The organism is Natrinema gelatinilyticum (assembly GCF_024266705.1).
Taxonomy (GTDB): domain Archaea; phylum Halobacteriota; class Halobacteria; order Halobacteriales; family Natrialbaceae; genus Natrinema; species Natrinema gelatinilyticum.
Genome location: NZ_CP100757.1, coordinates 1,536,175 through 1,559,553, shown reverse-complemented (window position 1 = coordinate 1,559,553; position 23,379 = coordinate 1,536,175). Strand labels below are relative to the sequence as shown.

At 63.5% G+C, this 23,379-nt stretch carries 20 protein-coding genes and 4 pseudogenes; 17 read left to right on the top strand and 7 right to left on the bottom strand.

The annotated features are described in order from the left end of the window. The first annotated feature begins 17 nt into the window (after positions 1-17). The 7 genes and pseudogenes from NJU76_RS25410 (at position 18) to cofE (ending at position 7,461) form a co-directional block, all read left to right on the top strand. The gene (locus NJU76_RS25410; protein WP_254533191.1) at positions 18-890 is read left to right on the top strand and encodes an FAD binding domain-containing protein; all 873 of its coding nucleotides are present in this window, start codon (positions 18-20) and stop codon (positions 888-890) included. After that, positions 887-1,375: a (2Fe-2S)-binding protein gene (locus tag NJU76_RS25405; RefSeq protein WP_254533190.1), complete on the top strand. Its 489-nt coding sequence runs from the start codon at positions 887-889 to the stop codon at positions 1,373-1,375. Before NJU76_RS25410 ends, NJU76_RS25405 begins: the two co-directional genes overlap by 4 nt. Then, complete coding sequence (locus NJU76_RS25400) at positions 1,372-3,789, top strand: xanthine dehydrogenase family protein molybdopterin-binding subunit (RefSeq protein WP_254533189.1); 2,418 nt, start codon at positions 1,372-1,374, stop codon at positions 3,787-3,789. The genes NJU76_RS25405 and NJU76_RS25400 overlap by 4 nt, the downstream gene beginning before the upstream one ends. An 86-nt stretch (positions 3,790-3,875) precedes the next feature. Then, complete coding sequence (npdG, locus tag NJU76_RS25395) at positions 3,876-4,544, top strand: NADPH-dependent F420 reductase (RefSeq protein WP_254533188.1); 669 nt, start codon at positions 3,876-3,878, stop codon at positions 4,542-4,544. Positions 4,545-4,821: 277 nt separating this feature from the next. Next, positions 4,822-5,100, top strand: coding sequence for a hypothetical protein (locus NJU76_RS25390; protein WP_254533187.1), 279 nt, complete (start codon positions 4,822-4,824; stop codon positions 5,098-5,100). Between the two features lie 3 nt (positions 5,101-5,103). Continuing rightward, positions 5,104-6,648, top strand: coding sequence for a sodium:solute symporter family protein (locus NJU76_RS25385; protein ID WP_254533186.1), 1,545 nt, complete (start codon positions 5,104-5,106; stop codon positions 6,646-6,648). A gap of 50 nt (positions 6,649-6,698) precedes the next feature. After that, positions 6,699-7,461, top strand: a pseudogene (gene cofE / locus NJU76_RS25380) (coenzyme F420-0:L-glutamate ligase). 21 nt (positions 7,462-7,482) lie between these two features. Here the strand turns inward: cofE and NJU76_RS25375 are convergent. Then, positions 7,483-7,926, bottom strand: a complete 444-nt coding sequence (locus tag NJU76_RS25375) for an SRPBCC family protein (protein ID WP_254533185.1) — start codon at positions 7,924-7,926, stop codon at positions 7,483-7,485. 531 nt (positions 7,927-8,457) lie between these two features. Between NJU76_RS25375 and NJU76_RS25370 the strand changes: the two genes are divergently transcribed. Together NJU76_RS25370 and NJU76_RS25365 are read left to right on the top strand one after the other, a co-directional pair. Further along, positions 8,458-9,162: an ABC transporter ATP-binding protein gene (locus NJU76_RS25370; RefSeq protein WP_254533184.1), complete on the top strand. Its 705-nt coding sequence runs from the start codon at positions 8,458-8,460 to the stop codon at positions 9,160-9,162. A 70-nt stretch (positions 9,163-9,232) separates the two neighbouring features. After that, complete coding sequence (locus NJU76_RS25365) at positions 9,233-9,943, top strand: DUF2848 family protein (RefSeq protein WP_254533183.1); 711 nt, start codon at positions 9,233-9,235, stop codon at positions 9,941-9,943. 176 nt (positions 9,944-10,119) lie between these two features. On the opposite strand, the gene NJU76_RS25360 is transcribed toward NJU76_RS25365, so the two are convergent. Next, a complete protein-coding gene (locus tag NJU76_RS25360) occupies positions 10,120-10,476 on the bottom strand; it encodes a cupin domain-containing protein (RefSeq protein ID WP_254533182.1) in 357 nt (118 codons plus the stop codon). A 149-nt stretch (positions 10,477-10,625) separates the two neighbouring features. On the opposite strand from NJU76_RS25360, the gene NJU76_RS25355 reads away from it, so the two are divergent. Next, a complete protein-coding gene (locus NJU76_RS25355) occupies positions 10,626-11,414 on the top strand; it encodes a carbon-nitrogen family hydrolase (protein WP_254533181.1) in 789 nt (262 codons plus the stop codon). A gap of 212 nt (positions 11,415-11,626) precedes the next feature. On the opposite strand, the gene NJU76_RS25350 is transcribed toward NJU76_RS25355, so the two are convergent. Further along, positions 11,627-12,757: an XdhC family protein gene (locus NJU76_RS25350; RefSeq protein ID WP_254533180.1), complete on the bottom strand. Its 1,131-nt coding sequence runs from the start codon at positions 12,755-12,757 to the stop codon at positions 11,627-11,629. A gap of 14 nt (positions 12,758-12,771) precedes the next feature. Then, entirely contained in the window at positions 12,772-13,239 is a 468-nt protein-coding gene (locus tag NJU76_RS25345) for a glycosyltransferase family protein (protein ID WP_254533179.1), read from the bottom strand. On the opposite strand from NJU76_RS25345, the gene NJU76_RS25340 reads away from it, so the two are divergent. Then, positions 13,238-13,630 (top strand): universal stress protein, encoded by a 393-nt coding sequence (locus tag NJU76_RS25340; RefSeq protein WP_254533178.1) that lies wholly within the window; start codon positions 13,238-13,240, stop codon positions 13,628-13,630. The genes NJU76_RS25345 and NJU76_RS25340 overlap by 2 nt on opposite strands. A gap of 4 nt (positions 13,631-13,634) precedes the next feature. Here NJU76_RS25340 and NJU76_RS25335 read toward each other — a convergent pair whose 3' ends face one another. Then, positions 13,635-15,320: an acetate--CoA ligase gene (locus NJU76_RS25335; protein ID WP_254533177.1), complete on the bottom strand. Its 1,686-nt coding sequence runs from the start codon at positions 15,318-15,320 to the stop codon at positions 13,635-13,637. Positions 15,321-15,631: 311 nt separating this feature from the next. Here NJU76_RS25335 and NJU76_RS25330 point away from each other — a divergent pair, with 311 nt between their 5' ends. Then, positions 15,632-16,684, top strand: coding sequence for a zinc-binding dehydrogenase (locus NJU76_RS25330; RefSeq protein ID WP_254533176.1), 1,053 nt, complete (start codon positions 15,632-15,634; stop codon positions 16,682-16,684). Between the two features lie 250 nt (positions 16,685-16,934). Continuing rightward, positions 16,935-18,431: a class I adenylate-forming enzyme family protein gene (locus NJU76_RS25325; RefSeq protein WP_254533175.1), complete on the top strand. Its 1,497-nt coding sequence runs from the start codon at positions 16,935-16,937 to the stop codon at positions 18,429-18,431. Between the two features lie 81 nt (positions 18,432-18,512). Here the strand turns inward: NJU76_RS25325 and NJU76_RS25320 are convergent. Continuing rightward, a pseudogene (locus NJU76_RS25320) lies at positions 18,513-19,057 on the bottom strand (helix-turn-helix domain-containing protein); the annotation flags it as partial. Positions 19,058-19,107: 50 nt separating this feature from the next. On the opposite strand from NJU76_RS25320, the pseudogene NJU76_RS25315 reads away from it, so the two are divergent. The 3 genes and pseudogenes from NJU76_RS25315 to NJU76_RS25305 form a co-directional block, all read left to right on the top strand. After that, a pseudogene (locus tag NJU76_RS25315) lies at positions 19,108-19,676 on the top strand (transposase); the annotation flags it as partial. A gap of 253 nt (positions 19,677-19,929) precedes the next feature. After that, complete coding sequence (locus tag NJU76_RS25310) at positions 19,930-20,334, top strand: PPOX class F420-dependent oxidoreductase (protein ID WP_254533174.1); 405 nt, start codon at positions 19,930-19,932, stop codon at positions 20,332-20,334. A gap of 126 nt (positions 20,335-20,460) precedes the next feature. Beyond that, positions 20,461-21,984: an aldehyde dehydrogenase family protein gene (locus NJU76_RS25305; RefSeq protein ID WP_254533173.1), complete on the top strand. Its 1,524-nt coding sequence runs from the start codon at positions 20,461-20,463 to the stop codon at positions 21,982-21,984. Between the two features lie 354 nt (positions 21,985-22,338). On the opposite strand, the gene NJU76_RS25300 is transcribed toward NJU76_RS25305, so the two are convergent. Then, positions 22,339-22,827, bottom strand: a complete 489-nt coding sequence (locus NJU76_RS25300; protein ID WP_254533172.1) for a VOC family protein — start codon at positions 22,825-22,827, stop codon at positions 22,339-22,341. Between the two features lie 442 nt (positions 22,828-23,269). Between NJU76_RS25300 and NJU76_RS27280 the strand changes: the two are divergent. Next, positions 23,270-23,365 (top strand): annotated as a pseudogene (locus NJU76_RS27280) (3-ketoacyl-ACP reductase); the annotation flags it as partial. Positions 23,366-23,379 lie beyond the last annotated feature (14 nt).

The window sequence follows — 23,379 nt, the reverse complement described above, 5'->3', positions numbered from 1 at the left end:
CATTTAGCGAGAGGGATATGCTACGAGATATCAAATATACAAGCCCAGAGACGCTCGCCGACGCGGCGGCGTTACTCGGGAAGCACGGCGATGACGCGACCATCATCTCCGGCGGCCAGAGCCTCATGCCGATGCTCAGACAGCGACTGACCAACTATGAGCTTCTGGTCGACATCAACGAGGTACAGGACCAGGACTATATCCAGGTCGACGGCGATGAGTTGCGGATCGGGTGCCTGGTTCGCCACAACGACGTCGCGAACTCGGAGACCGTCGCGGACCATTGTGAGATGCTCGCGGAGACGGCGGCCGAGATCGGCGACACGCAGGTCCGAAACCGCGGCACCATCTGCGGGGCCGTCGCCCACGCCGACCCCGCAGGCGACCCACCGGTTGTGGCCACGGCGCTCGACGCGGAGATAAAGAGCTGCGGGCCCGACGGCGAGCATGCCTACGACGCTTCGTCGTTCTTCCACGGCTTCTACGAGACGGAACTCGGGAAAGACGAGATCGTCACGGAAGTGGTGTTCCCGGTCGTCGAGCCTCCGCTCGGGGCGGCTTACCAGAAGTACGAGCCCAGCGCCGGCGCCTACCCGACGGCGACGGTGGCGGCCGTGGTCGAACTCGACGGCGACGAGGTGGCAGCCGCGACGCTAGTTACCGGCGCCATTGAGCCCGGTCCGACGCCGATGCCCGACGCCGAGGCCCAACTGGAGGGCGAGACGCTGACCGAGGCGGTCGTCACGGAAGTCGCGGAACTGGTCGGTGACGAGTCCGAGCCGATGGAGGACTCTGACGGCTCGGTCGAGTTCAAACGCGAGATAACGAAGACGCTGGCAAAGCGGGCGCTCGTTACGGCGATCGACCGCGCAGGAGGTGACATCGAATGAGTGCAACTGAGACCATCACGATAGACGTAACGCTCAACGGACGCTCGCTCGAGGAGACGCTGCCGGCGCGCACGCTCCTCTCGGAGTTCCTGCGCGATCACGAGCACCTGACCGGCACCCACCGCGGGTGCGAGACGGCGAAGTGCGGTGCCTGTACGGTCCTGCTAGACGGCGACCCGGTGAAGTCCTGTAACATGCTCGCCGCGCAGGTCGACGGGAAGGAGCTCACGACTGTCGAGGGCCTGATGGACGGTGACGAGCTTCACCCGGTTCAGGAGGCCTTCTGGGATGAACACGGGATGCAGTGTGGCTTCTGCACGCCCGGGTTCGTGGTCTCCGCGGCGGCGCTGCTCGAGGAGAACGAGGACCCGACCATCCCGGAGATTCGGGACCACCTGGCGGGCAACATCTGTCGGTGCACCGGCTACACGAAGATAATCGACAGCGTCCAGAAAGCTGCCGAGATGCAACAGGAGGAACGATGAGCAAATCCGACCTCACGCAAGAGCACGAACAGGAAACGCGGGCGGAAGCGACCGAGAGCGAGGGCGAGGTCGGCAAGTCCGTCAACAGCAAGTTCGGTCGTCGCCTCGTCACTGGCACCGGCCAGTTCGTCGACGACATCAACATCTCCGGACAGCGCCACGCTCGGTTCGTGCGCAGCCAGCTCGCGCACGCACGCATCGTCGACATCGATACGAGCGAGGCCGAGGCCATGGACGGCGTCGAACTCGTCTGGACCGGCGAGGATCTAGAACCGTATATCGAGCCCTACGGGCTCATTCTCCCCGACGAGAAGCCGCTGTCTACCGACCGCGCACGGTTCGTCGGCGACGAACTGGCCGTCGTCGTGGCCAAGGACCGACTGACGGCGACCCTGGCCGCCGAGAAGGTCGACGTCGAATACGAGCGCCTCGACACGGTCACCGGTGTCGACGACGCGCTTGATGACGACGCCCCCATCCTGCACCCGGACTTGGACGCCGACCCCGACATCGACGTCGACGGCAACATCGCCTCGGAGTACGACCTCCAGGTCGGTGACGTCGGCGGGGCCTTCGAGGACGCGGCGGTTGTCGTCGAGGACACCTTCGAAACCAACAAGACCAACCCGACGCCGCTGGAGCCGAAGGGCTGCGTCGCCGACTATAATCCAGGCGAGCAGGAACTGACGCTCCACTCGTCGAACCAGGCACCCCACCTGATGAAGGAGTACCTCTCTGAGGCACTCGCCGACCTCGCCCCATCGAACATCGTCGTCAAGATTCCCGACATCGGCGGCGGCTTCGGCGTGAAGATCGAAGCGTTCCCCCACGAGGTCTGTGCGTCGGCCCTCTCGATGGCACTGGGCCGGCCCATCAAGCTGGTGCTGGACCGCCTTGAGGAGATGCAGGCCGGCCGCGGGCGCCACGACGAACGCCTGAACGCTCGGCTGGCCCTCGACGACGACGGCGACATCGTCGGCTGGGACGTCGAAGTCCTCCAGAGCACCGGCGCGCACGCGAGTTTCGGACCGGCCGTCATCTCCTCGGCTGGGATCACGTCCGCCGGGCCGTACTACATCCCGAACCAGCACATCCGCGGAAAGGCGCTGTATACGAACGTGATGCCCGGGTCAGCGGTCCGCGGCTTCGGTGACCCCCAGTACACATTCGCCCGCGAGCAGTTGCTCGAGGAAGCCTGCGCGGAACTGGGCGTCGACCCGATGGCGATCAGGCGGCAGAACGCGCCGGAACTCGAGGACATGCCGATGCGCTCGCCGACCGGCATCAACTGGCGCGGTGCCGACATCCACGAATGCTTCGACCGTGTCCAGGACATGATAAACTGGGACGACCACCGCAACACCGGTCGCACCAAGGACGGCAAGCTCCGGGGCGTCGGCATGGGGACGCTCATGAAGCGCGGTGGCAACAAGAAGGTCGCTGGCACCGAGTCCGATGCCGCCGTCGTCCAGATGAACAAGTTCGGCGAGATAACGGTCCTCATCGGCACCGCCAGCATTGGCCAGGGGACTGAGACGGGCATCGTCCAGATCGTCGCCGACACGCTCGGGGTCACCTCCGAGGAAGTCAAACCCATCATCGGTGACTCTGACGTGACTCCGGAGGGCTTCGGCGTGTGGGCCGACCGCGGGACGATAATCGGTGGTTCCGCGGCGGCGAAGGCCGCCGAGGACCTCAAGGAGAATCTCCGACCGCTGGCCGCGCTGATGCTCGACGTTGACGAGGACGCGGTCGAGTTCGCCGGCGGCGGCGTCCGCGAGACGGGCAATCCCAACAACGCCGTTCCCATGGCGGACCTCGCCCACGAGGCCACCTTCGCGAATCCCGAGGACCGCCCCGACGAGATGAAAGACGGCATCCCGCTGGTCGGGCGCGCGCGCTTCGACAGCCAGGAGGCCGAGGTTCCCGACCCCAAGGGGAGCCTCTCGCACGGCTACACCTGGGGTTGTCTCGCCGTCGTCGTCGACATCGATCCGACCACGGGCGAGATAGATGTGGTCGACGTGGCCATCAGCGAGGACGTCGGGAAGGCCATCAACCCGAAGATGATCGAGGGGCAGACTCAGGGCGCCATCGCCCAGGCACTCGGCGAGGTGCTCTTGGAGCACTACGACTACGACGGTAGCGGGAACCTCACCAACGGCTCGCTGGTCGACTACCACCTCCCGACCGCCAAGGACGTCCCCCTCATCAACAAGATCGACGAGGTGGAAACGCCCGACCCGACGACCTCCCACGGGCAGAAGGGCGTCGGCGAGTGCCCGCTCGTCCCGGTTCCGGCGGCCGTCGCCAACGCCGTCGCCGATGCGACGGGCATCCGCTTCACCGAACTGCCCCTGACGCCGGACCGGGTCTTGCCCCGGCTCGTCGAAGAGGGAATGCGCGAACTCTAGGGTCGGCTCTCAGGGGATTGCCCCTGCGGCCAGTCGGCCCGGGACGCATCAGAACATATATCTCCCGCGTTACGGAACGTTTTCCTATGCGAGTCGCACTGTTAGGCGGTACTGGCGACATCGGAGAAGGAATCGCGCTTCGACTGGCCCGCGACACCGACCACGAGGTCGTCATCGGTTCGCGTGACGCCGAGAAGGCCGAGCGCCGCGCCGGTGAGTACGTCGAACTGCTGGGCGAACGCGGCCACGACGTGGCCATAGAGGGGTACAGCAACTCGGAGGCGACGGCCACGTCCGACGTCGTCGTGGCGAGCGTGCCACCAGAATACGCAGTCGGCACCGTCGAGACAGTGGCCGACGACCTCGACGACGGGGACGTCCTCGTCTGCCCGGCGACGCAGATGGACCGCGACGGCGACGGCTTCCACTACGACCCACCGGCCGAGGGCAGCGTCGCGGAGGCGGTCGCGGCGGCCGCGCCCGACGGCGTCCCGGTCGTGGGGGCCTTCCAGAACGTCGCGGCCGGCGCGCTGACCAACCTCGGCAACGACCTGGCGGCCGACGTCATTCTGACCGGCGACAGCGCCGACGCCAAGGCGACGGTCGGCGACATCGTCGAGGCCATCGACGGGCTCCGGGCTCTCGACGCTGGCGGCCTGGCCAACTCCCCGGAGGTCGAGGCAATTACGCCGCTGCTCATTAACCTCGCGATGAACAACGACGGGATGCACGACCTCGGCGTGCGCTTCCAGTGACCGTTCGATGACGACCCAGATCACGTTCGTCCAACTCGACAACGACGGCCCGTGACGGTGACGCTGGAACCACACCCCGAGGCGGCATTGTAGGCGCTACAGACTAGCCTCGACGCGAGGGCGGTCCTCGAAATATGTCGGTAGAATGGAACGGTTGTCGAGCGGGGTACCGACTCCCAAATCGCAGTCAGAGACCCGAACTAGTCACCTTTGTGTAATCAATCATATACTTATGGATAATATTATGTAGTATGATATTCATGTGTGAATCGAAGTCATGAATGCTAATACCTCGCGTACCGAGCTACTAATGTGGGTCGTGTTTCTCGGCCTCTGGTCGACACTCGTGTGGTCGTTCAACACCGGGTACGTCGTGAAACAGCTGTCACCGACCGGAGCGTCGGCGCCGACGACGCTGTTAGGCGTTCCCGCGAACGTCCTCTACGTCGTCGTGATGACCGGTCTCCTGGTCACGATCGTCGGCTACTTCCTGTACAGAATCGACCTCACCGGCGTCGAGGAGCCCAAGACCGACCGCGTCTTCAAGGAGGGATAAGAGATGGTAACACAACCACAGATCGCCATCGCCGTCGTCCTAATGTACGTCGTCGTGTTACTGGGACTTGGCTATCGCTCCTACGAGGAAACCGAACGCGGGAACATTGAGGACTACTTCCTGCTCGGCCGGAAATTGACGCCCATCTTCGGTATCCTGACGATCTTCGCGACGTTCCAGAGTGGATACTTCATGTTCGGGAATGTCGGCTTCTTCTACCAGTTCGGCTTCCCGTGGGTGCTCGGGAGCCTCGCCTCCAGTCCGCTCGTGGTGGCGTTCCTCTGGTACTTCGGCTCGCGCTTCTGGGTGCTGTCCAAGAAGTTCGGCCACATCACGATCCCGCGGATGTTCGGTCACTACTACCAGAGTGATACCATCCGTGCGCTGCTCGCGCTCCTGACCGTGATCTTTCTCATTCCCTACATCGTGGTCCAGTTGCTCGCCGGCGGACTGGCGTTGGAGGGAATCACGAACGGTCTGGTCTCCTTCGAGATGGGCGCGGCGTTCATGACCGTCGTCATCATCGTCTACACCGTCATCGGCGGGTTCCGGGCCGTCACCTGGACCGACTCCATCCAGGGTGTGTTCTTCTTCCTGATGGCGTGGATCCTGATGGTATACTTCCTGATCGACCACGGCGGCGTTAGCGCCTTCTTCGGCGACTACGTCAGCCAGTTCTCCAAGGGCATGAGCTACACCGGCCTCCTCGGGGTCGACCTCATCACCTTGCACGTGGCACTGTTCCTGGCGTTCGTCGTCGGGTTCATCTTCCAACCGGAGTTCTACCGGCGCGCCATCGCGTCGAAGGACCTCTCGACGCTGCGAACTATCTCGATCGGTGCCGGTGCCATCGTGCTGCTCGCGTACATCCCGACGATGTTCCTCGGGTTCGGTATCAAGATGGCCATGCCGGGCATCGAGAACGCCGACAGCGCGTTGCCGGTGTTCCTCGGGGAGCAGTACCCCTACCTCGGCACGGTCGTCATCGCGGCCGCAATCGCAGCCATGATGTCGACGGCCGACTCACTGCTGTGTACCATCTCGGCGACCGTCGTCGACGACTTCTACCGGCCGTACGTCAACCCCGACGCTGACGGTGACTCCCTCGAGCGGATCGGCTGGGCCGTCATCGCCGTCTCGATGATCGTCGCCTTCGCCGTCAGCCTCACCGAGCCTGGATTCATCGCGGAGATCACCGCCATCGCGTTCACGGGCTTTCTGGTCCTGTTCTGGCTCACCATCGGGATGTTCTACTGGGACGGCGCCACGGCGGCAGGCGGTATCGCGTCGCTCGTCGCCGGCCTGGTCACCATCTTCGGCGTCAAGTACGGCGGCCTTGGCCTTCCCCAGCTCGTGTCGAGCTTCGGGTTCGTCATCTACACATTCATCGTCACCGGCGTCGTGTTCTTCGCCGTCAGCCTGGTGACCACGCCGCTGCCCAAGGAACACATTGCCGAATACCAGTCACTGTTCGACAGGCACCTCCCCGGCGATGCCGACGGTAGGGAGCCGAACCCGGCCGAGGTCCCGGCGGGCATGGACGACTGACTGGGCCGTCCCACCGCGGCGCTTTTGCCGGTCGCCCGCGAGCAACCACTATAAACGTGACAGGGATCTCCGGACTCCCGGAGTTCGAACCGAACGACGACATCGCCGACCCCGTCGAACGCGAGACGACGGTCCGGGACGGCGACGTCCTCGTCGTCGCGAGCACCATCATCTCGAAGGTAGAGGGCCGCACAGCCGACCTCGCGGCGTTCCCGCCGAGCGAGAGCGCCAAGCAGATCGCCGCTACCCTTGAGGAGGCCATGAGCGAACAGCGGGACCTGCGGTTCGTCCAGGCCGTCATCAAGGCGAGCGACGAACTGTTGCTGGAGACGCCGTTCGTACTGGCGGTCACGCCGTTCGGGCACATCTCTGTCAACGCGGGCATCGACCGCTCGAACGTCCCCGACGCGAACCTGCTCCTGTTGCGCCAGCCCGTCGGCAAGCGCGGCTCGCATCCCCGAACGCCTGTCCGCCGACGCGGCGCTCGTCATCACCGACAGCCCGCGCTGGCCGTTCCGCCACGGCCAGCGCGGGGTCACCCTCGGCTGGGCGGGCATACCCGGCGAATCGGGACTGGCGTGGCGAGCACGACCGCGAGCGCCGGAAACTCGGCGCGACGGTCCAGTCGGTCGTCGACGAGTTGGCGGGCGCAGGGAACCTCGTCACCGGCGAGGGCGGCGGGGGCGGCCCGCGCCACTTGTCTGTGATTTCGCATGCGGCAACCGCGCCGACGACACGCTGTTCCGCACACCGGCGGAGGACGTGATTCGAGAGGTGCTGCTGGCGTACGAACTCGAGCGAAAGAAATCGTAGTCCGGACAGACGGGCCGTCGGTTACTCCTCAGCGTGTTCTTTGAGGTTGTCGAAGAACGTGTTCATATCGGATTTGATCTTGCGCTTCATGATGCGCGAGCCAAGCGTCGCCAGCTTGCCGGTGAACTCGACGTCCATGGTGTAGGCGAGTTCCGTGCCGTCGCCGTTCTCCGAGAGGCCCATCTGGGCGTCCGCGGTCATAATGCTCCCCGTCAGTTCGTCCTCGCCCGTGACGTCGGCGACCATCCGGTCGGGCGGCGTGAGTTCGGTCATCTCGACCTCTCCGTTGAGCTCGACGTTGACGCCGGCGATGCCGCGTTTGATTGTCCCGTTGTAGTGCGTCTCGCTGATCCGTTCGACCTCCTCGGCGCCCGGAACACACAGGACGAGCGCTTCCGGGTCAGAGATCGTCTTCCATACCGTTTGCTGGTCGGTACCGATACCGACCTCTCCATCGAATTGCATATGGTATGACCTCACACCGGACGACTAAAGGTTTTACCGTTGCTCGGACTACCGCTTCCTCAGAACGAAAGCGTCAGCGGACGCGGTCTGGCTCCCGGCCCGGTCGACCATGCAAACTGGCCGCCGCAAAGGCTACAAGTCATTTACTGGTCCGTTGAGAACGGCTTTGACAACGTCGGACGTACGATCCTGTGGACGTGATGAATTTCTATATGCTTCGGACACTGATAGCAATTCTGTTCCGGGAGCTGAAGCAGTTCTAAAGGTACGAGAGGAAGTTCGCGACGGTGCCTGCGGCACCGGGGACGATCCCAATTAGCCAGCTGGTGATCGAATTCTGGGCTTAACACTGCCCTGGTTCTCCCCTTCTACCGTTGACCGGCAAGCGGCTCATGACTATCAATCAATGAAAAAGGTTATACTCAGTAGCTGATTGAATATAACTACATTTGCCATGGTCACGCTAATCCAACGTTCTGAATTGGGGGCGGGCGGCCGAACACAGTGGCGGCGTTACGTGGGTGATTCGCGATGACGCTACTCGAGGTCTCGGATCTCCGCACTGGGTACGGAGATCTGCAGATTCTGGATGGAATCGACCTCTCCGTGGAAGACGGCGAGTACGTCACTATCATCGGCCCGAACGGAGCCGGCAAGAGCACATTGATGGACTCGATATTCGGCCTGACCGACCACAAGGGCGGGACGGTCACGTACGCCGGGGAAGACATCACCGCCCTTGAGACCGAAGAGCGCATCCGACAGGGGATGAACTACGTCCCCCAGGATGACAGCATCTTCGAGAAGCTCTCGGTCATCGAGAATCTGAAGATGGGCGCGTACACCGAGGGTGAACTCTCCGACGCGAAGCTCCAAGACGTCTACTCGCGGTTCCCCGTCTTGGAGGAGCGGACGGCCCAGATCTCCGAGACCATGAGCGGCGGCCAGCGGCAGATGCTCGCCATCGGCCGTGCACTCATCTCGGAGCCGGACCTCCTGTTGCTGGACGAGCCGAGCTCGGGGCTGGCCCCGCACCTCGTCGACGATCTCTTCGACAAGATCGACGAGATTAACGCCGACGGCACGGCCGTCCTCATCGTCGAGCAGAACGCCGAGGAGATCCTCCACCGGGCCGACCGCGGCTACCTGCTGACCGACGGCCAGATCCAGCGCGAGGACTCCGCCGATGGCATGCTGGCCGACGAGGAGATCCGCCAGAAGTTCCTCGCAGGCTGACTCCCCGGCGCGTCCCGATTCGCGGCCATCCGAGCCGTAGATTTATATTCTTCGCTCGTAATCTCAACCTGTGACAACCCTCGACCTACAGCTTCAGCGACAGGGAGTTTCGAGTTCCGAAACCGTGAGCGTTACCGTCGACCGCATCGCTAACTGCGGGTGGACGGGCCGCAACGAGGAGGAACTCCGCAAGCACATCGAGGAACTCGAGGAAGAGGGCATCGAGGCGCCCGACGAGTTCCCGGTCATCTACCCCAAGCCGTACCACCTCATCACAACGAGCGACGACATCGAGGTCCTCTCTGCGGAGACCTCCGGCGAGGCCGAGTTCGTTCTCTTTCCCCAAGAAAAAACTGATGAGGTATACGTCGGCGTCGGGAGCGATCACACCGACCGGGAGATGGAGACCGAGAGCATCGTCGTCGCCAAGGGCCTCTGCCCGAACGTCGTCGGCGAGAACCTCTGGGTGCTCGACGACATCATCGACCACTGGGATCAGATCGAACTCCGCAGCTGGACCGGCAGCGACGGCGAGCGTGTGCTCTACCAGGACGCGACCCTGGAGGCCATCCTCTCGCCGGCGGACCTCTTCGACCTCGTCGAGGAGAAGACGACCGAGCCTACCAAGCACACCGCCGTCTTCTCGGGCAGCGTCGGGACCGAGACCGGTGACCTCATCCACGGCGACTTCTTCGAGGTGGAATTGCACGATCCTGTCCTCGACCGCACCATGCGCGCCGAGTACGATGTCTCGCGGCTCGGCTGGGTCGTCGACGACTGATACGGACTACTGTACGTCACTGCCGGTGCAGCCGCGACCGTCCTGCGGTTGCACCGGTACATCGGTACAGCAGACCGTATGACAGACGCGCCGCTGTCCGTTCGCGGCACCCGAAAAAATCGCAGTAGTCAGTGAACGCGCCGATCAATCGGGATGCGAGGCGCCGGGAAACGGAGTCAGTTACCGTCTTCGTAGTAGCGCGTCTCGAAGGTCATGCAGCCGATGGGGGTCTTGTAGGGGCCGTGTTTCATGCCCGGCGTTCGGCAGGCGTAGGTGCCGGCCTGAAAGACCTCGTCGAGCGTCGTGTCGATGAGGCCGCCCGAGATGACGTAAACCTCCTCGTAGAAGTCGTGGCTGAGGACCTCGTCGGTCTCGACGCCCGGCTCGAACTTGAGGATGCGGCTGTGGCTGCCGTCCTCGTCCATGTAGAGGACCTTCTCGTAGATTCCGTCTGGGTACCCTTCGACGGGCTCCCACTCGATGTCGCTACCCTCCGCTAACGGGTCGAACAGCTCCTTGTCTTCGGTTGGCATTCGATCTCAAAGTTGTCTGTACCGGTTATTATAAGTTGTGGTCGGCGGGGTCGTGCCTGGTGAGCGGGTGCGGCGACGATGGTCGCGGCCTCGCTGCGCCGGCGTGACAGCGAGCAACAGTTAAGGGCAGACCCGCCCGTTGTGTTTGTATGCAAATCGCGAGCGTTCAGTTAGAGGCAGGAGCGAATGCGGAAGACAACGTGGCGAACGCCGAGGAACGGATCCGCGACGCCGCCGACAGCGGCGCGGATCTGGTCGTTCTCCCGGAGATATGGAACCTCGGGTACTTCGCGTTCGACGACTACGAGTCGGGCGCGGAGCCGATCGACGGCCCGACGATGACTCGCCTCCAGTCGCTGGCGGACGAACTCGACCTCTACCTCCACACGGGGAGTATCGTCGAGGCGGACGGCGACGACCTTTACAATACAAGCGGGCTCGTCTCGCCCGAAGGCGAACTCCTCGACACGTACCGGAAGATACACACTTATGGATACGGCTCCCGCGAGCAGGAGCTGCTGACGCCCGGCGAGCGCGTCGTTACAGTCGAGACGGAGTTCGGCACCGTTGGGCTGGTTACCTGCTACGACCTCCGGTTCCCGGAGCTGTTCCGGGCGCTGGTTGACCAGGGTGCGGACCTGTTCCTGGTCACCTCGGCCTGGCCCATCCCGCGGCTGGAGCACTGGCTGATGCTCAACCGGATGCGGGCGGTTGAGAACCAGGTGTTCCTGGCCTCCTCGAACCTCGTCGGACAGAACCAGGGCGTCGAACTTGCGGGCCACAGCCTCGTCGTGGACCCGTGGGCGACGCCGCTCGCCAACGCTGGGTTCCACGAGCGAACCGTCGTGGCCGACGTCGACATGGACATGGTCGCGGAGGCGCGCGACGACTTCCCCGCGCTGGCCGACCGACGGTTCGACCTCTCCTACGACCTGTAGGGCGGCGAAAACCGTAGGAAATTTCCGATAGATTGCTGCAACTCACGTGCCACATCGCCCTAGAGACGGGTGACCGGGTGAGCGCCTTCGAGACCATCGCCCGCGGAGAAGCCCTTGACGTGACAGAGCCGACGGACGAGACGAACCCACATCCTCGTTCGGTCCCTCTTAGCGGTTCTCTCTTCGATTCACCGGCGATCGTCCGCGCCGGGTCAGACCGATTCGTCGATGCGTGGGTGTATCGGTCCCTCCCGTTCCTTGACGTGTTTCGGGTCGCGGTCGTTGTGGACCGCGAGGAGTTCGGCGACGATGCTGTGGGCGATGCCGTAGGGCGTGCCGCTCCCGAGGTCGAGCCCGACTGGGGTGTATATCCGCTCGCGGTCGCGCTCGCCGAGGTCGACCCCGTCCGTGGCCATGTCGTCGCGAACCTCCTCGAAGCGGTCGCGCGGGCCAAGTAGCCCAACGTAGGGCACCGGCGTCGCGAGCAGTTCCTCGAGGGCGAGTCGGTCGTCAACGAAGTTGTGCGTCATCAAGACGGCGTAGGTGGACTTATTGAACTCGACGGCAGACCGGAGGTCCGCCGGGGAGGTCGATAGGACCTCGTCGGCATGGGGGAACCGGTCCGGGTCCGCGGCTGCGCCGCGGAACGCGACGACGGTCACGCGGAAGTCGCAGTTGTTCGCGAGTTCCGTCACCGGTCTGATGTCGGGGCCGCTGCCGAGGACGACCAGCTCTGGCGGCGCGGCCATGACGTCGACAAACGCGGTCACTGTTCCCTCGGCCGTCTCGACGGTCACGGTCGCAGACTGGTCCTGGTCGAGTAGCGCCGTGACGGTCCCCTCGATTTCCGTGTGGATCCACTCGGGCAGGTTCTCGTCGTCGGTGAACCCCACGTCCGGGCGGTAGACAGCCCGTGCACCGGCGGGGGCGTCGCCGTCGAGGATGGTGACCGTCGCGATGCCCTCCCCGGCCGCACTCGCCTCGACGACCGGACGGAACGACTCGTCGATCGGTTCGAGCAGCACGTCAATGATGCCGTTGCACCCGACGCCGAGTCCCCAAACGTCGTCCTCGTCGTTCATCAGGTCATAGGTCTCGACGCGGGGTTCGCCAGTGTCGAGTACCTCGGCCGCGAGCCGTCGCACTTCGTCTTCGAGACAGCCTGCGGTAATGTTGCCGACGCCGTCGCCGTCGGCATCGATGATCATCTTCGCCCCTGGGCGGCGATAGGCGCTCCCCTCGATATCCACGATGGTCACGAGGACTGCCGACCGTTCGGCCGCGAGGGCGTCCCTGATGCCGTCGATGACGTCCGCTTCCGGGACGCTCCAGTCGGATTCCATGTCCATAGGTAGGATCACTGATTCACAAAAGCGTTCTCCCCATCGGCCCTGGCGACGTCGACTCCGCTCTCGTCCACGTCGAGTTCGACGGTCCCGCCGAGGTACTTGCGGGCGCGGCTGTCGCCATGGAGGAGTACCTCGATGAGATCGGCTGGTTTGTCTCCGTCCATCGCGAGTCGGAACGAGTCGATCGCCGCCACCTCCGGGCCCATCCGCTCGGCGATGGCCCCGGTGGTCATGGAACAAGGCGCCGTGGTAGTCGACCCGGAACACGAGCGACCGGATGACGAGGGTGCTGTGCCGCCGCGCCGCCCCGGTGCGACGACGACATCGGCCTCGGGGGCGAAGGGTCGTTCGAACGCGGTCGGTATCGCGAGCGCGAGGTCGGCCATGACGACGGCAACAGAGTCCAGTCGCTGGAGTCCCAGTCGCCGAAATTCCGTAGGAATCTTTTTGTAACCACGAACTGCACGTTCGTGCATGACACGTTTCGTCGTCGGGACACAGAGTGTAAAGGACAGCAAACGAATCGGTGAGTACCTCGCCGAGCGAGCGACAGGGGACGATGAGATATTCGTCGTCAACGCCCTCGCGGACGGGTCGGACGACACCGACCTCGTCAAGGCCGGCAAGCGGGCGGCCGACGAACTCGAGTCGGCCCTCGGAAACCTCGACGTCGAGACCCACCAGTTCATCCGGGACAAGGACCCGTCCGAGGAACTCCTCGCGTTCGCAAGCGAGCACGACGCCGATGAGCTCGTCATCGGCATCCACGAGCGCAACCCAACAGGGAAGGTAATCTTCGGGAGCACCGCACAACAAGTGCTTTTGAACACATCGATCCCCGTCGTCTCTGTCCCAATCCGGGACTAGAGCGCTACTCTACCCCTTCGTACTCGCGGAGTTCGAAGCGCTGTATTTTCCCGGTCGCCGTCTGGGGCAGGGTGTCGACAAACTCGATTGCTCGGGGGTACTGGTACTTCGCCAGCCGGTCCTTGACGTGGTTCTGGAGCGTCTCGACTAGGTCGTCGCTGGATTCATACCCCGGCGCGAGGATCACGAACGCTTTGGGAATCTCGCCGCGGCGCTCGTCGGGCACGCCGATGACGCCGGCGTCGACCACGGCGTCGTGGCCGGCCAGCGACTCCTCGATCTCCTCGGGGCTGATCCGGTAGCCCGAGCAGATGATGACGTCGTCCTTGCGGCTCTCGAAGTAGAGGTAGCCGTCCTCGTCCATTCGGCCGAGGTCCTCGGTGAGGAGCCAGCCGTCCTGGATCTTCGCGGCGGTCTTCTCCGGCTTATTCCAGTACTCCTTGAAGCAGATGGGCCAGCTGGTTTCGTAGTCGACGGCGATCTCGCCGAGCTTGTCGCGCTCCTCGTAAGGTTCGCCCGTCTCGGGGTCGACGATCACTACGTCGGCGCCGAGCGTCGCCTTGCCCATCGAGCCCTCGCGAGAGACGCCGATTGCCTCGCACTCGCAGACGATGGGGTCGGCCTCGGTCTGGCCGTACACCTCGTTGACTGCCGCGCCGTCGAACACGTCGTTGGCCCACTTCTTGATGCTCTCGCCAACGGACTCCCCGCCGCTGGAGATGGCGCGCATGCTGCTGACGTCCACGTCAAGGTCGTCCGTTTCGACCTGCATCATCATCCTCAGGGCGGTCGGTGGCGCAAAGAAAGCCGAGACGTCGAAGGTCTCGATGACGTCGAAGGCCTCCTCGGAGTCGAACTTGTCGCTCTCGACCGCGACGGTGGGCTGGCCGTAGAACAGCGGCGGGAATACGACGAGGTAGAGCGTGCCGATCCACGCCCACTCGGTCGGCGACCAGAACACGTCGTCGTCCCGAACGTCGTGGTTGCCGATCGTGTTGACGAGCATGGGCAAGAACCCGAGCAGGAGGCGGTGAGCGTGGACGACGCCCTTCGGGTCGCCGGTCGTCCCGCTGGTGTAGAGGATGATGGCGGTCTCTTCGGGGTCGGTCGTCACGGGCTCGAACTCGGAGTCACCGCCCTCGACGACGTCCCAGAGGTCGCGTTCACCCGGCTCCGGGTCGTCGACAGCGACGGTCAGGACAGTGTCGCAGCCGTCGACCTGGGCGCAGCCTTCGCGGAACGATTCGACGTTGCCCGCGTCAACGACGGCGGCGACGCAGCCGGCGTCTTCCAGGCGGTAGGCAACCGAGTCCGGCCCGTGGAGGACCGACAGTGGGACGGAGACAGCCCCGAGTTTCCACGCGGCGACGTGAGCGACGACGGTCTCGGGCTTCTGCGGCGTGTTGACTGCCACACGGTCACCCCGTTCGACCCCCTGGTCGGCCAGGTAGTTCGCCAGCGCGTTCGTGTACTCGCGGAGTTCGGCGAACGTGATCGCAGTCTCGGTGCCGTCGGCGCGTCGGGTGTAGATGGCGACCCGGTCGCCGTCCTCGGCCCAGCGGTCGCAGACGTAGTCGGCCATGTTGAACTGCTCGGGGATCTCCCACTCGAAGGCCTCGAACAGCTCGTTGTATCCGCTCCACTCCGCCTCGTAGAAGTAGTAGGCATCCAGTCTGGGAACGTTTGACATTGTCCGTTCGTGTACGAAGAGGCGTAAAAAAACTTTTTATCCGCCGCTGACACGGCCAGCGCGCCCGCCACGGGCGCACCGTCACCTGACAGCTCTCAGAGGTGTTCCTCGAGCAGCCGGCTCTATTGGTAATTCACTCCGTTTCTTCCGCGCTGTGTCCTCACTAGAGTCCGTACAACTGGGGTTGGTGGCCGGTTTGGCGGTCGGACGGCTGAATAGAAAGCCACGTGGTCGATGACTGGTATGTGCTTCTGACGGTCCGGTGAATGACGAGAACTTACTTTATCCAGGCTCCTCTCTCTGGGGTAAGGATGTCCACAGACGAAATGCGTGCGGTCGGCTTCCATAAACACGGCGGCATCGACAATCTCCAGTTGCTGTCGGTCCCGAAACCTGACCCGGGGCCAGAGGAGGTGCTCGTGGACGTGAAGGCTGCGGCCCTCAACCACCAGGACCTCATCGCCGTTCGAGAGCTCGATCACTACATTCCCGACTACCCATTCTGGGGCGGCGGGGGTATCGCTGGCGTCGTCGCCGAGTGCGGCGAGCGCGTCGACGACTGGACGGCCGGTGATCGCGTCGTCGTCAACCCCGCACTCTCCTGTGACGAGTGCGAGTTCTGCCTGCAGGGCGAGCAGTCAATGTGCGCCGACTACGAGGTCTTCGGCGAACATCGGAAAGGTGGGTTCGCCGAGTACGTCCCGGTCCCCCGGGAGAACCTGCTTTCGGTCCCGGACGACTACGACCTGCGGACGGCCGCGGCGGCGCCGATGGCCGCCGGAACCGCCTGGCGGGCGCTGGCCGACCGCGCCAAGGTTCGACCGGACGACGACGTCCTCCTCGTTGGCGCAACCGGTGGGGTCGGCACCTACGCAGTCCAGTACGCCACAGAGGTGCTGAACGTCCAGACGCTGTACGGGACCACGAGCAGCGAGGAAAAAGCCACGTTCCTCCGGGACCTCGGCGTCGACCATGTCATCGACTACACCGAGGAGGACTTCGACAGCCGCATTTGGGAGCTGACGGACAAGCGCGGCGTCGACGTGGTCTACAACAACGTCGGCGGCGACACGTGGGTCCCGTCGATGCGCTCGCTCACCCACGGCGGCCGGCTCGTCCTGTCCGGGGCGACGGCCGGACCAAACCCCGCTTCCGAACTCCGTCTGATGTTCGTCCGCCAGCTCGAAATTTACGGCAGTACAACCCACAGCCGCACCGCCTTCGAGACGGCGATGGGGTTCATCTTCGACGAGACCGTCGAGCCGGTCGTCCAGGAGCGACTGCCACTCGAAGAGTACGAGCGCGCCTTCAAGCTGATGGACCAGCGAAAGCTCTATGGAAAGGTCGTCCTGACGCAGGACTGAGCAGCGGTTCCCGCCCTGGCGAAGCCGGCACCGTCGATGGTTTGCAGCGTCTCGACGAACGCTGTGGCCCCTAGCTCGTTGAGGATTGCTTCGCTGTACAGTATCATCCGGAAAGCACGCCGGGACCTATGCCTGGCGACTATCTAAACCACCACCTCTGTCCGGGCCGGTCGCCGGCGGCCAGCGATCGTTCGGCGAGTCGATACGAAACACTATTGTTAATGTCGTTCGGCTGGAGGTGCCAGTATCCATGCTCCTTGGACGAATCCTCGACCAAGCGGCGACGCGCTGGCCGGACGCCGACGCGATGGTCCAGGGCGAGCGCCTGCTCACCTACGACGAGTGGAACCGCCGCGTCGACCGTGTCGCGACTGCGCTGGCAGACCGGGGCGTCGACCCGGGCGACCGAGTGGGAATCCTGACCCGTAACCGTATCGAACAGGCTACGGCGTACTTCGCGGCCCAGAGACGCGGGGCCGTCGCGGTCCCGATGAACTTCCGGCTCTCGCCTGACGACCTCGTCCACCTGGTGACGACGGCCAAGACGTCCGTGTTGCTGTACGACGAGGAAGTGGCAGACTGCGTCGCGGACGTCCGGTCCGACCTGACACCCGTCGAATACTACTTCTCGACGGGAGCCAATCCGGACCTGGGCGAACCCTTTGCAGCTCTGGGCACGGACGCGCCGGCGACGGCACCGGACGACGGCGACGTCGACCCGACGGACCTCGCGGTGATGATGCACACCTCGGGGACGACAGGGCGGCCGAAGCTTGTCGAGACCGACCATCGGAGCGTGTGGGCCAACGCGATGGCTTGCTTGAGCGAGTTCGACTACTGGCACACGGATCGGGTGCTGCACGTCGCGCCGATGTTCCACTCGGCAGACTACCTGAATGTGCTGGTGCCGAACGTGCTCGTCGGCGCGACGAACGTCATGCAGCCACAGTTCGATCCCGAGCGGACGCTCGAGTTGTTCGAGTCGGAATCGATCACCGTCATGCTGGGGGTGCCCACCCACCTCAAGCGGCTGATGGCCGTCGGCGCGGATGGGTACGACTGCTCGTCGCTACGCCTCGTCCTGAGCACCGGCGCGCCCGTCCCCGACGACGTCACCGAGTGGATCACAACCGAACTCAGCGAGCACAACTACAACGTCTACGGGCTCACGGAGACGACGGGAATGGTAACCCTCCGGGACCCGACGATACCCGCAGCCCGACCGGACGACTACTGCATCGGGAAGCCGTTCCTCAACGTAGACGTGCGCCTGATCGAACTGGGCGAGGACGCTGCGCCGACGGACACTGTCGAGACGGGCGAACGCGGCCGGCTCATCGTCCGCGCGCCGAAGCTCATGCACGGCTACTACGAGCAACCGGAGAAGACCAAGGCGACGCTCCACGGAGAGTGGCTCTACACCAACGACATCGCGCTACTGGGTGAGGACGGTCGCTACTACATGTTTGACCGCATCGACAACGTCGTCATCTCCGGCGGCGAGAACGTCTACCCCCTCGAAGTCGAGCGCACGCTCCGGACCCATTCGGACATCGCGGACTGCGCCGTGACTGGCGAGCCGGACGACGACCTGGGCGAGCGCATCGTCGCGTACGTTGTTCCGGCCGACGAGTCACTCACCGAGGACGACATCGAGGACTACTGGCGCTACGAGCAGACGGCCGTGGCGGACTATAAGCGGCCGCGTGCGATCCACTTTGTCGACGAGCTACCCGAGGTTCCGTAATCTCAATCCGCGCTGTGCGGGGACGTGAACCCACAGTCGGGGCAGACGATGTACCCCCGCGTTCGCTCGATCGTGGACTGACGTGAGGATCGTGTCGTCGTCCAGGTCGTCGCGCTTTTTTTGACCCTGTCTTGCCAGGCCTTTTTGGCCCGTTCGTCGGACGTGTGAAACTTTGGCCGGGTTGTCCTGGAAGATAGCCCGGCCTCGGAGAGCAATCGTCGGACGTGGCGATCACAGTATTCCACGTCGAACTCGTCACGGAGGTATGCGCTCGCGAGTGGAACAGACCACGCGGGTGCCTCAAATCCAACGTCCTGTGGAGACTCATGAAGTATCTCGACGAACTGCTCATGCTCTTCTTCAGTGAGTTTGGACGGTCTGCCGGAACGGTGTTCATCGTAGACGACGTCCTCGAACGGCTCGTCGGCGAGCCGTTCGAGTCGGTCAAGCCACCGTGAGAGCCATCCAGCGGTGTACCCGTAGCGATTGGCGATCTCTTTCAGGGTAGCATCGTCCTCCTCGAGGTAGTTGATCGCCGCCATCAGCCGCTGTGCTGGCTTCTTTCCCTCGACCTCCGCGAGTACGTTGCGAAGGTCGTCAGTAGATACGTTATCGAGAGTGGGCATACTGATACGAGACACTCTTGCTTGAAAAAGATTCAGCCGATAGTATAAATCTCGACAAACTGCCCGATCAGATACTCTGTCGGTGGGAGCGGAAATTCGACATGCGCGAACTACGCAGCCTCTCCGCACAGCCTCTCCGCACTTCGGCGGAACAGGCTGGCTGGACCGGAGAAGTCACCATCGACGCCAGTGGATTTCAGCGAGGCCAACCAGCCACCATTACCGAAACCGATCAAATCACTCGTTGCAGACGCTGAAGACGACGACTTGATCGACGTGAACTCGCTGGCGATCAAGGATGCCCACGACACGGAAGAGTTGGGACGGTCACGTCGGGATGCAGGTCTTCCGTGCTCCGACATAAGACCTGCGAGTACTAGCTGCTGACGCGAATTATTTGTAGAGCGTCCTCCGCGAGGAGTGTCGCTCCGAATCAACGCGGCCATTGATCAAGCATCGCGAACAGACGCCGTTGCAGAAGGCACACAACGCATGAATGGACGATAACGACTACTACCAGCACTGGATGAGTAAGAGGGGCTTCTCGCTGTTGAAGCAAGACGACGGCGAGCAGACACGGAAATGTATCGGCCATAACTTCACGCAGGCGGCGAGTTAGGGCTTACCGCCTGCTCCTCTTCTTCGGACGTATCCGGGAGAAGCATTACCGTCGTCACCTAATCAAAGCAGCTCAAATACCATAGTTCTGACCGTTTAGCAAATACTGCTAGTGACAGTTACTTCCTCTTCTGATATCCTGAATCCGTCACTGACGCCCTGAAAGCCCAAGCAATCGACCTTACCCCGATACAGTCTCTTGTTCAACACGGTAAAATGCAACCTTGATGACCCCCCCGTGTGAAAGGCATACCGTGACGATCATTCCCGACGATTTCACCGACTTATTCGAGCGCCCGTCACACACCGTGCTGGTGACTGTGGACCCGGACGGCACCCCGCACCCGACCGTGGTCTGGGTGGACTACGACGGCGAGCACCTCCTCGTCAACACGGCCGATGGCCGACGGAAGGTCCGGAACATGCGCAACGACCCGACGGTTGCGCTTACTGTCATCGACCCCGAGAACCCATACCGCTACCTCACGGTCCGAGGTAAGGTCATCGAAATCACCGAGGACGGGGCTGAGGAACATATCAACGAACTCGGCAAGCGGTACATGGACATCGACGACTATATGGCCGAGATGGGCGAGGGCGAGACCCGGCTGGTGGTCCGCATCAACCCCGAGGAGGCCATCCCTGTCGTCGCAGCCTGAACGATCAGCATGAGCGCGTTGACCAGCCCGCGGCCGCCGGACGGCCGGTGACTATCCAGTCCGCAAACAGGTGGTCAGACGTTCGAAATCACAACCATTATCAGGTCATTACCCTATGAGACGTGCATGGCAGACGACTCCTACAAACACTACATCGACGGCAAATGGGTAGCCGGCGACGGCCCTGAGACCTTCGAGAGCGTCAACCCGGCAACCGGCGAGGCTATTGCAACGTTCCAGCGGGGGACGCCGTCGGACGTCGACCGGGCGGTCGACGCAGCGGATGAGGCCTTCGAGGAGTGGCGCAACCTCTCCTACATTGACCGTGCCGAGTACCTGTGGGATATCTACCACGAACTCCGCGAGCGCACGGACGAACTCGGGGAGATCGTCACTAAGGAGTGCGGCAAGGAAATAAGTGAGGGGACGGCCGACGTGGTCGAGGCCTACCACATGGTCGAATGGGCGGCCGGCAACGCCCGGCACCCTCACGGCGACGTGGTCCCGAGCGAGATTCCAAGCAAGGACTCGTACATGCGGCGCCAGCCGCGGGGTGTCATCGGCTGCATTACCCCCTGGAACTTCCCCGTCGCCATCCCATTCTGGCACATGGCTATCGCGCTGGTCGAAGGCAACACCGTCGTCTGGAAGCCCGCCGAGCAGACACCGTGGTGCGGCCAGATCATCGCCGAGATGTTCGACGACGCCGGCATTCCCGACGGCGTATTCAACATGGTCCAGGGGTACGGCGACGCCGGTGCGGCCATCGTCGAGGACGACCGTGTGCCGACTGTCCTGTTCACCGGCAGTGCCGAGGTCGGCCACGAGATCGGCGACAAGCTTGGCGGCGAAGCGGGCCGCGAGGTCTCCCTGGAGATGGGCGGGAAGAACGGCATCATCATCACCGACGAGGCCGACCTCGACGTCGCCGTCCACTCGGCGGTCATGTCCTCGTTCAAGACGACCGGCCAGCGCTGCGTCTCCAGTGAACGCCTCATCGTCCACACGGACGTCTACGACGAGTTCAAAGAGCGATTCGTCGAGATGGCCGAGCAGGTCGCCGTCGACGACCCGCTTGACGAGAACACCTTCATGGGTCCTGTCGTCGACCGGGGGCAGGTCGAGAAGTTCCACAAGTGCAATGACCTGGCGCGCCAGGAGGGCGTGAACGTCTTGGTCGACCGTAGTGAACTTGACGTCTCGGAGATTCCCGACGGCCACGAGGAGGGGTACTGGGTCGGTCCATTCGTCTACGAGACCGAGTACAGCCCGGACCTGCGCTGCATCAAGGAGGAGGTCTTCGGCCCGCACGTCGCGCTCGTCGAGTACGACGGTGACATCGAGGACGCGGTCGAGATCCACAACAGCGTGCCCTACGGCCTCTCCGGGGCCATCGTCAGCGAGGACTACCGACAGATCAACTACTACCGCGACCACGCAGAGGTCGGCCTGGCCTACGCCAACCTGCCCTGCATCGGCGCGGAGGTCCAGCTCCCCTTCGGCGGCGTCAAGAAATCCGGAAAGGGCTCGCCCAGTGCCCGTGAGGCCATCGAGGCCGTCACCGACCGTACCGCCTGGACGGTGAACAACTCCAAAGACATCGAGATGGCACAGGGCCTGTCCGCGGACATCAAGACCGACGAGGACTGACGGGACATAGGGGTCTTCAAGTTCGTCTTCGAGCGTCGTGATGCTCTGGGCGATCTGATCGATCATCGCCGTCTGTTCTTCGTTGGTCGCGGCGACGTGCTTGATGCGTTCGTTGGTCGTCTTGACGCTGTCGGCGATCGTCTCAACGTTCTGCTCGGGGAGACCGTGGCCAGGGAGTTCGTCTATACGGCCGACTACGTAGACGCTGAGCAGGCGCTAGCGCGGGGGCTACTCAACGACGCGTCCCGACGCGGACCCCGAGACGGCCGCCGAGCGCGAGGCCGACCTCTGGTGGGAGAAGTTCGCCACCGAGAAGCGCGAGCGGCTCGTCGCCGCGTTCCACGAGGGTGAGGACTACCGGTCCGAGAGGCGCTCGCCCTGCGGGAAGATGGTCGCACCGACCTCGTCGGCGGCGTACTTCTCGGCGTAGCCCGCCTCGTACTCGATCAGCTGGAGGAGGATGCCGCCCGTCTCCCGCGGCGAGATGAACGCCTCGTCGTACTTGGGCCGCTGGGTCCGGTCGACCAGGCTGACGCCGTTCTCCTCGAGGTGGGCGGTGAAGTCGTCGATGTTGGCGACCTCGAAGGTGACATGGTGCAGGCCCGGTCCGGACTTCTCGATGAAGTCGGTCAGGAAGGTCCCCTCCTCAATCGGGACGAGCAATTCCACTCGGCTCTCTGGACCGATCTCGTAGTAAAGCCACCGGGAGCCGAGGAAGTCCAGTTCCTCGTCGACCAGCGTTTTGGCCCCGAGCAGTTTGAGGATCGGTTCGATGGTGTCGGCATCCTCGACCGCCAGCCCGACGTGGTCGAGCAGGATGCGCAGATCTCGCTCCTGAGACATACACTCCGGATTCGCTACGGTAGCACTTATACTTCCCTCCGGACCCCCGGGACACGCCCGAAAGCCGAGACGTATCTCGGCTCCCAAACTATTGATATGAACGTACGGGATTACTAACGTTCGTCGGCACGCCGGTCGCAGCCGAGCGCCATCCTCGACGCGGGCAACGGCAGCGCTATCGCGACCCTTTCCAGTGACGCCGAGTTCCGAGATTCGGCTGAGCACCCACTACTGCGTGTCGAAGGGTTCGGTGCGGCTGCTAACCTACTCGCTGGCCGTCGCGCTGGGTCCCAAAGGGATGCGGACCAACGCCATCCTGGGGTCATCGAGATGCCCACGACGACCGAGGACGTCCCTATCGTTGGCTCGAAGATGAGCGAACGTTACTGGGAGGTCGCCCAGAGAGGTCGCCCCACCCGGGCGGTGAGACGAACCGCAGGACGTCGCCGATGCCGCCCTCTACCTTGCGAGTGACATGGCCGGGTACGTCAACGGTGAGTCGCTCGTGGTCGACGGCGAACGTATCAACACGAACTAGCGGTGCCGAGCGTC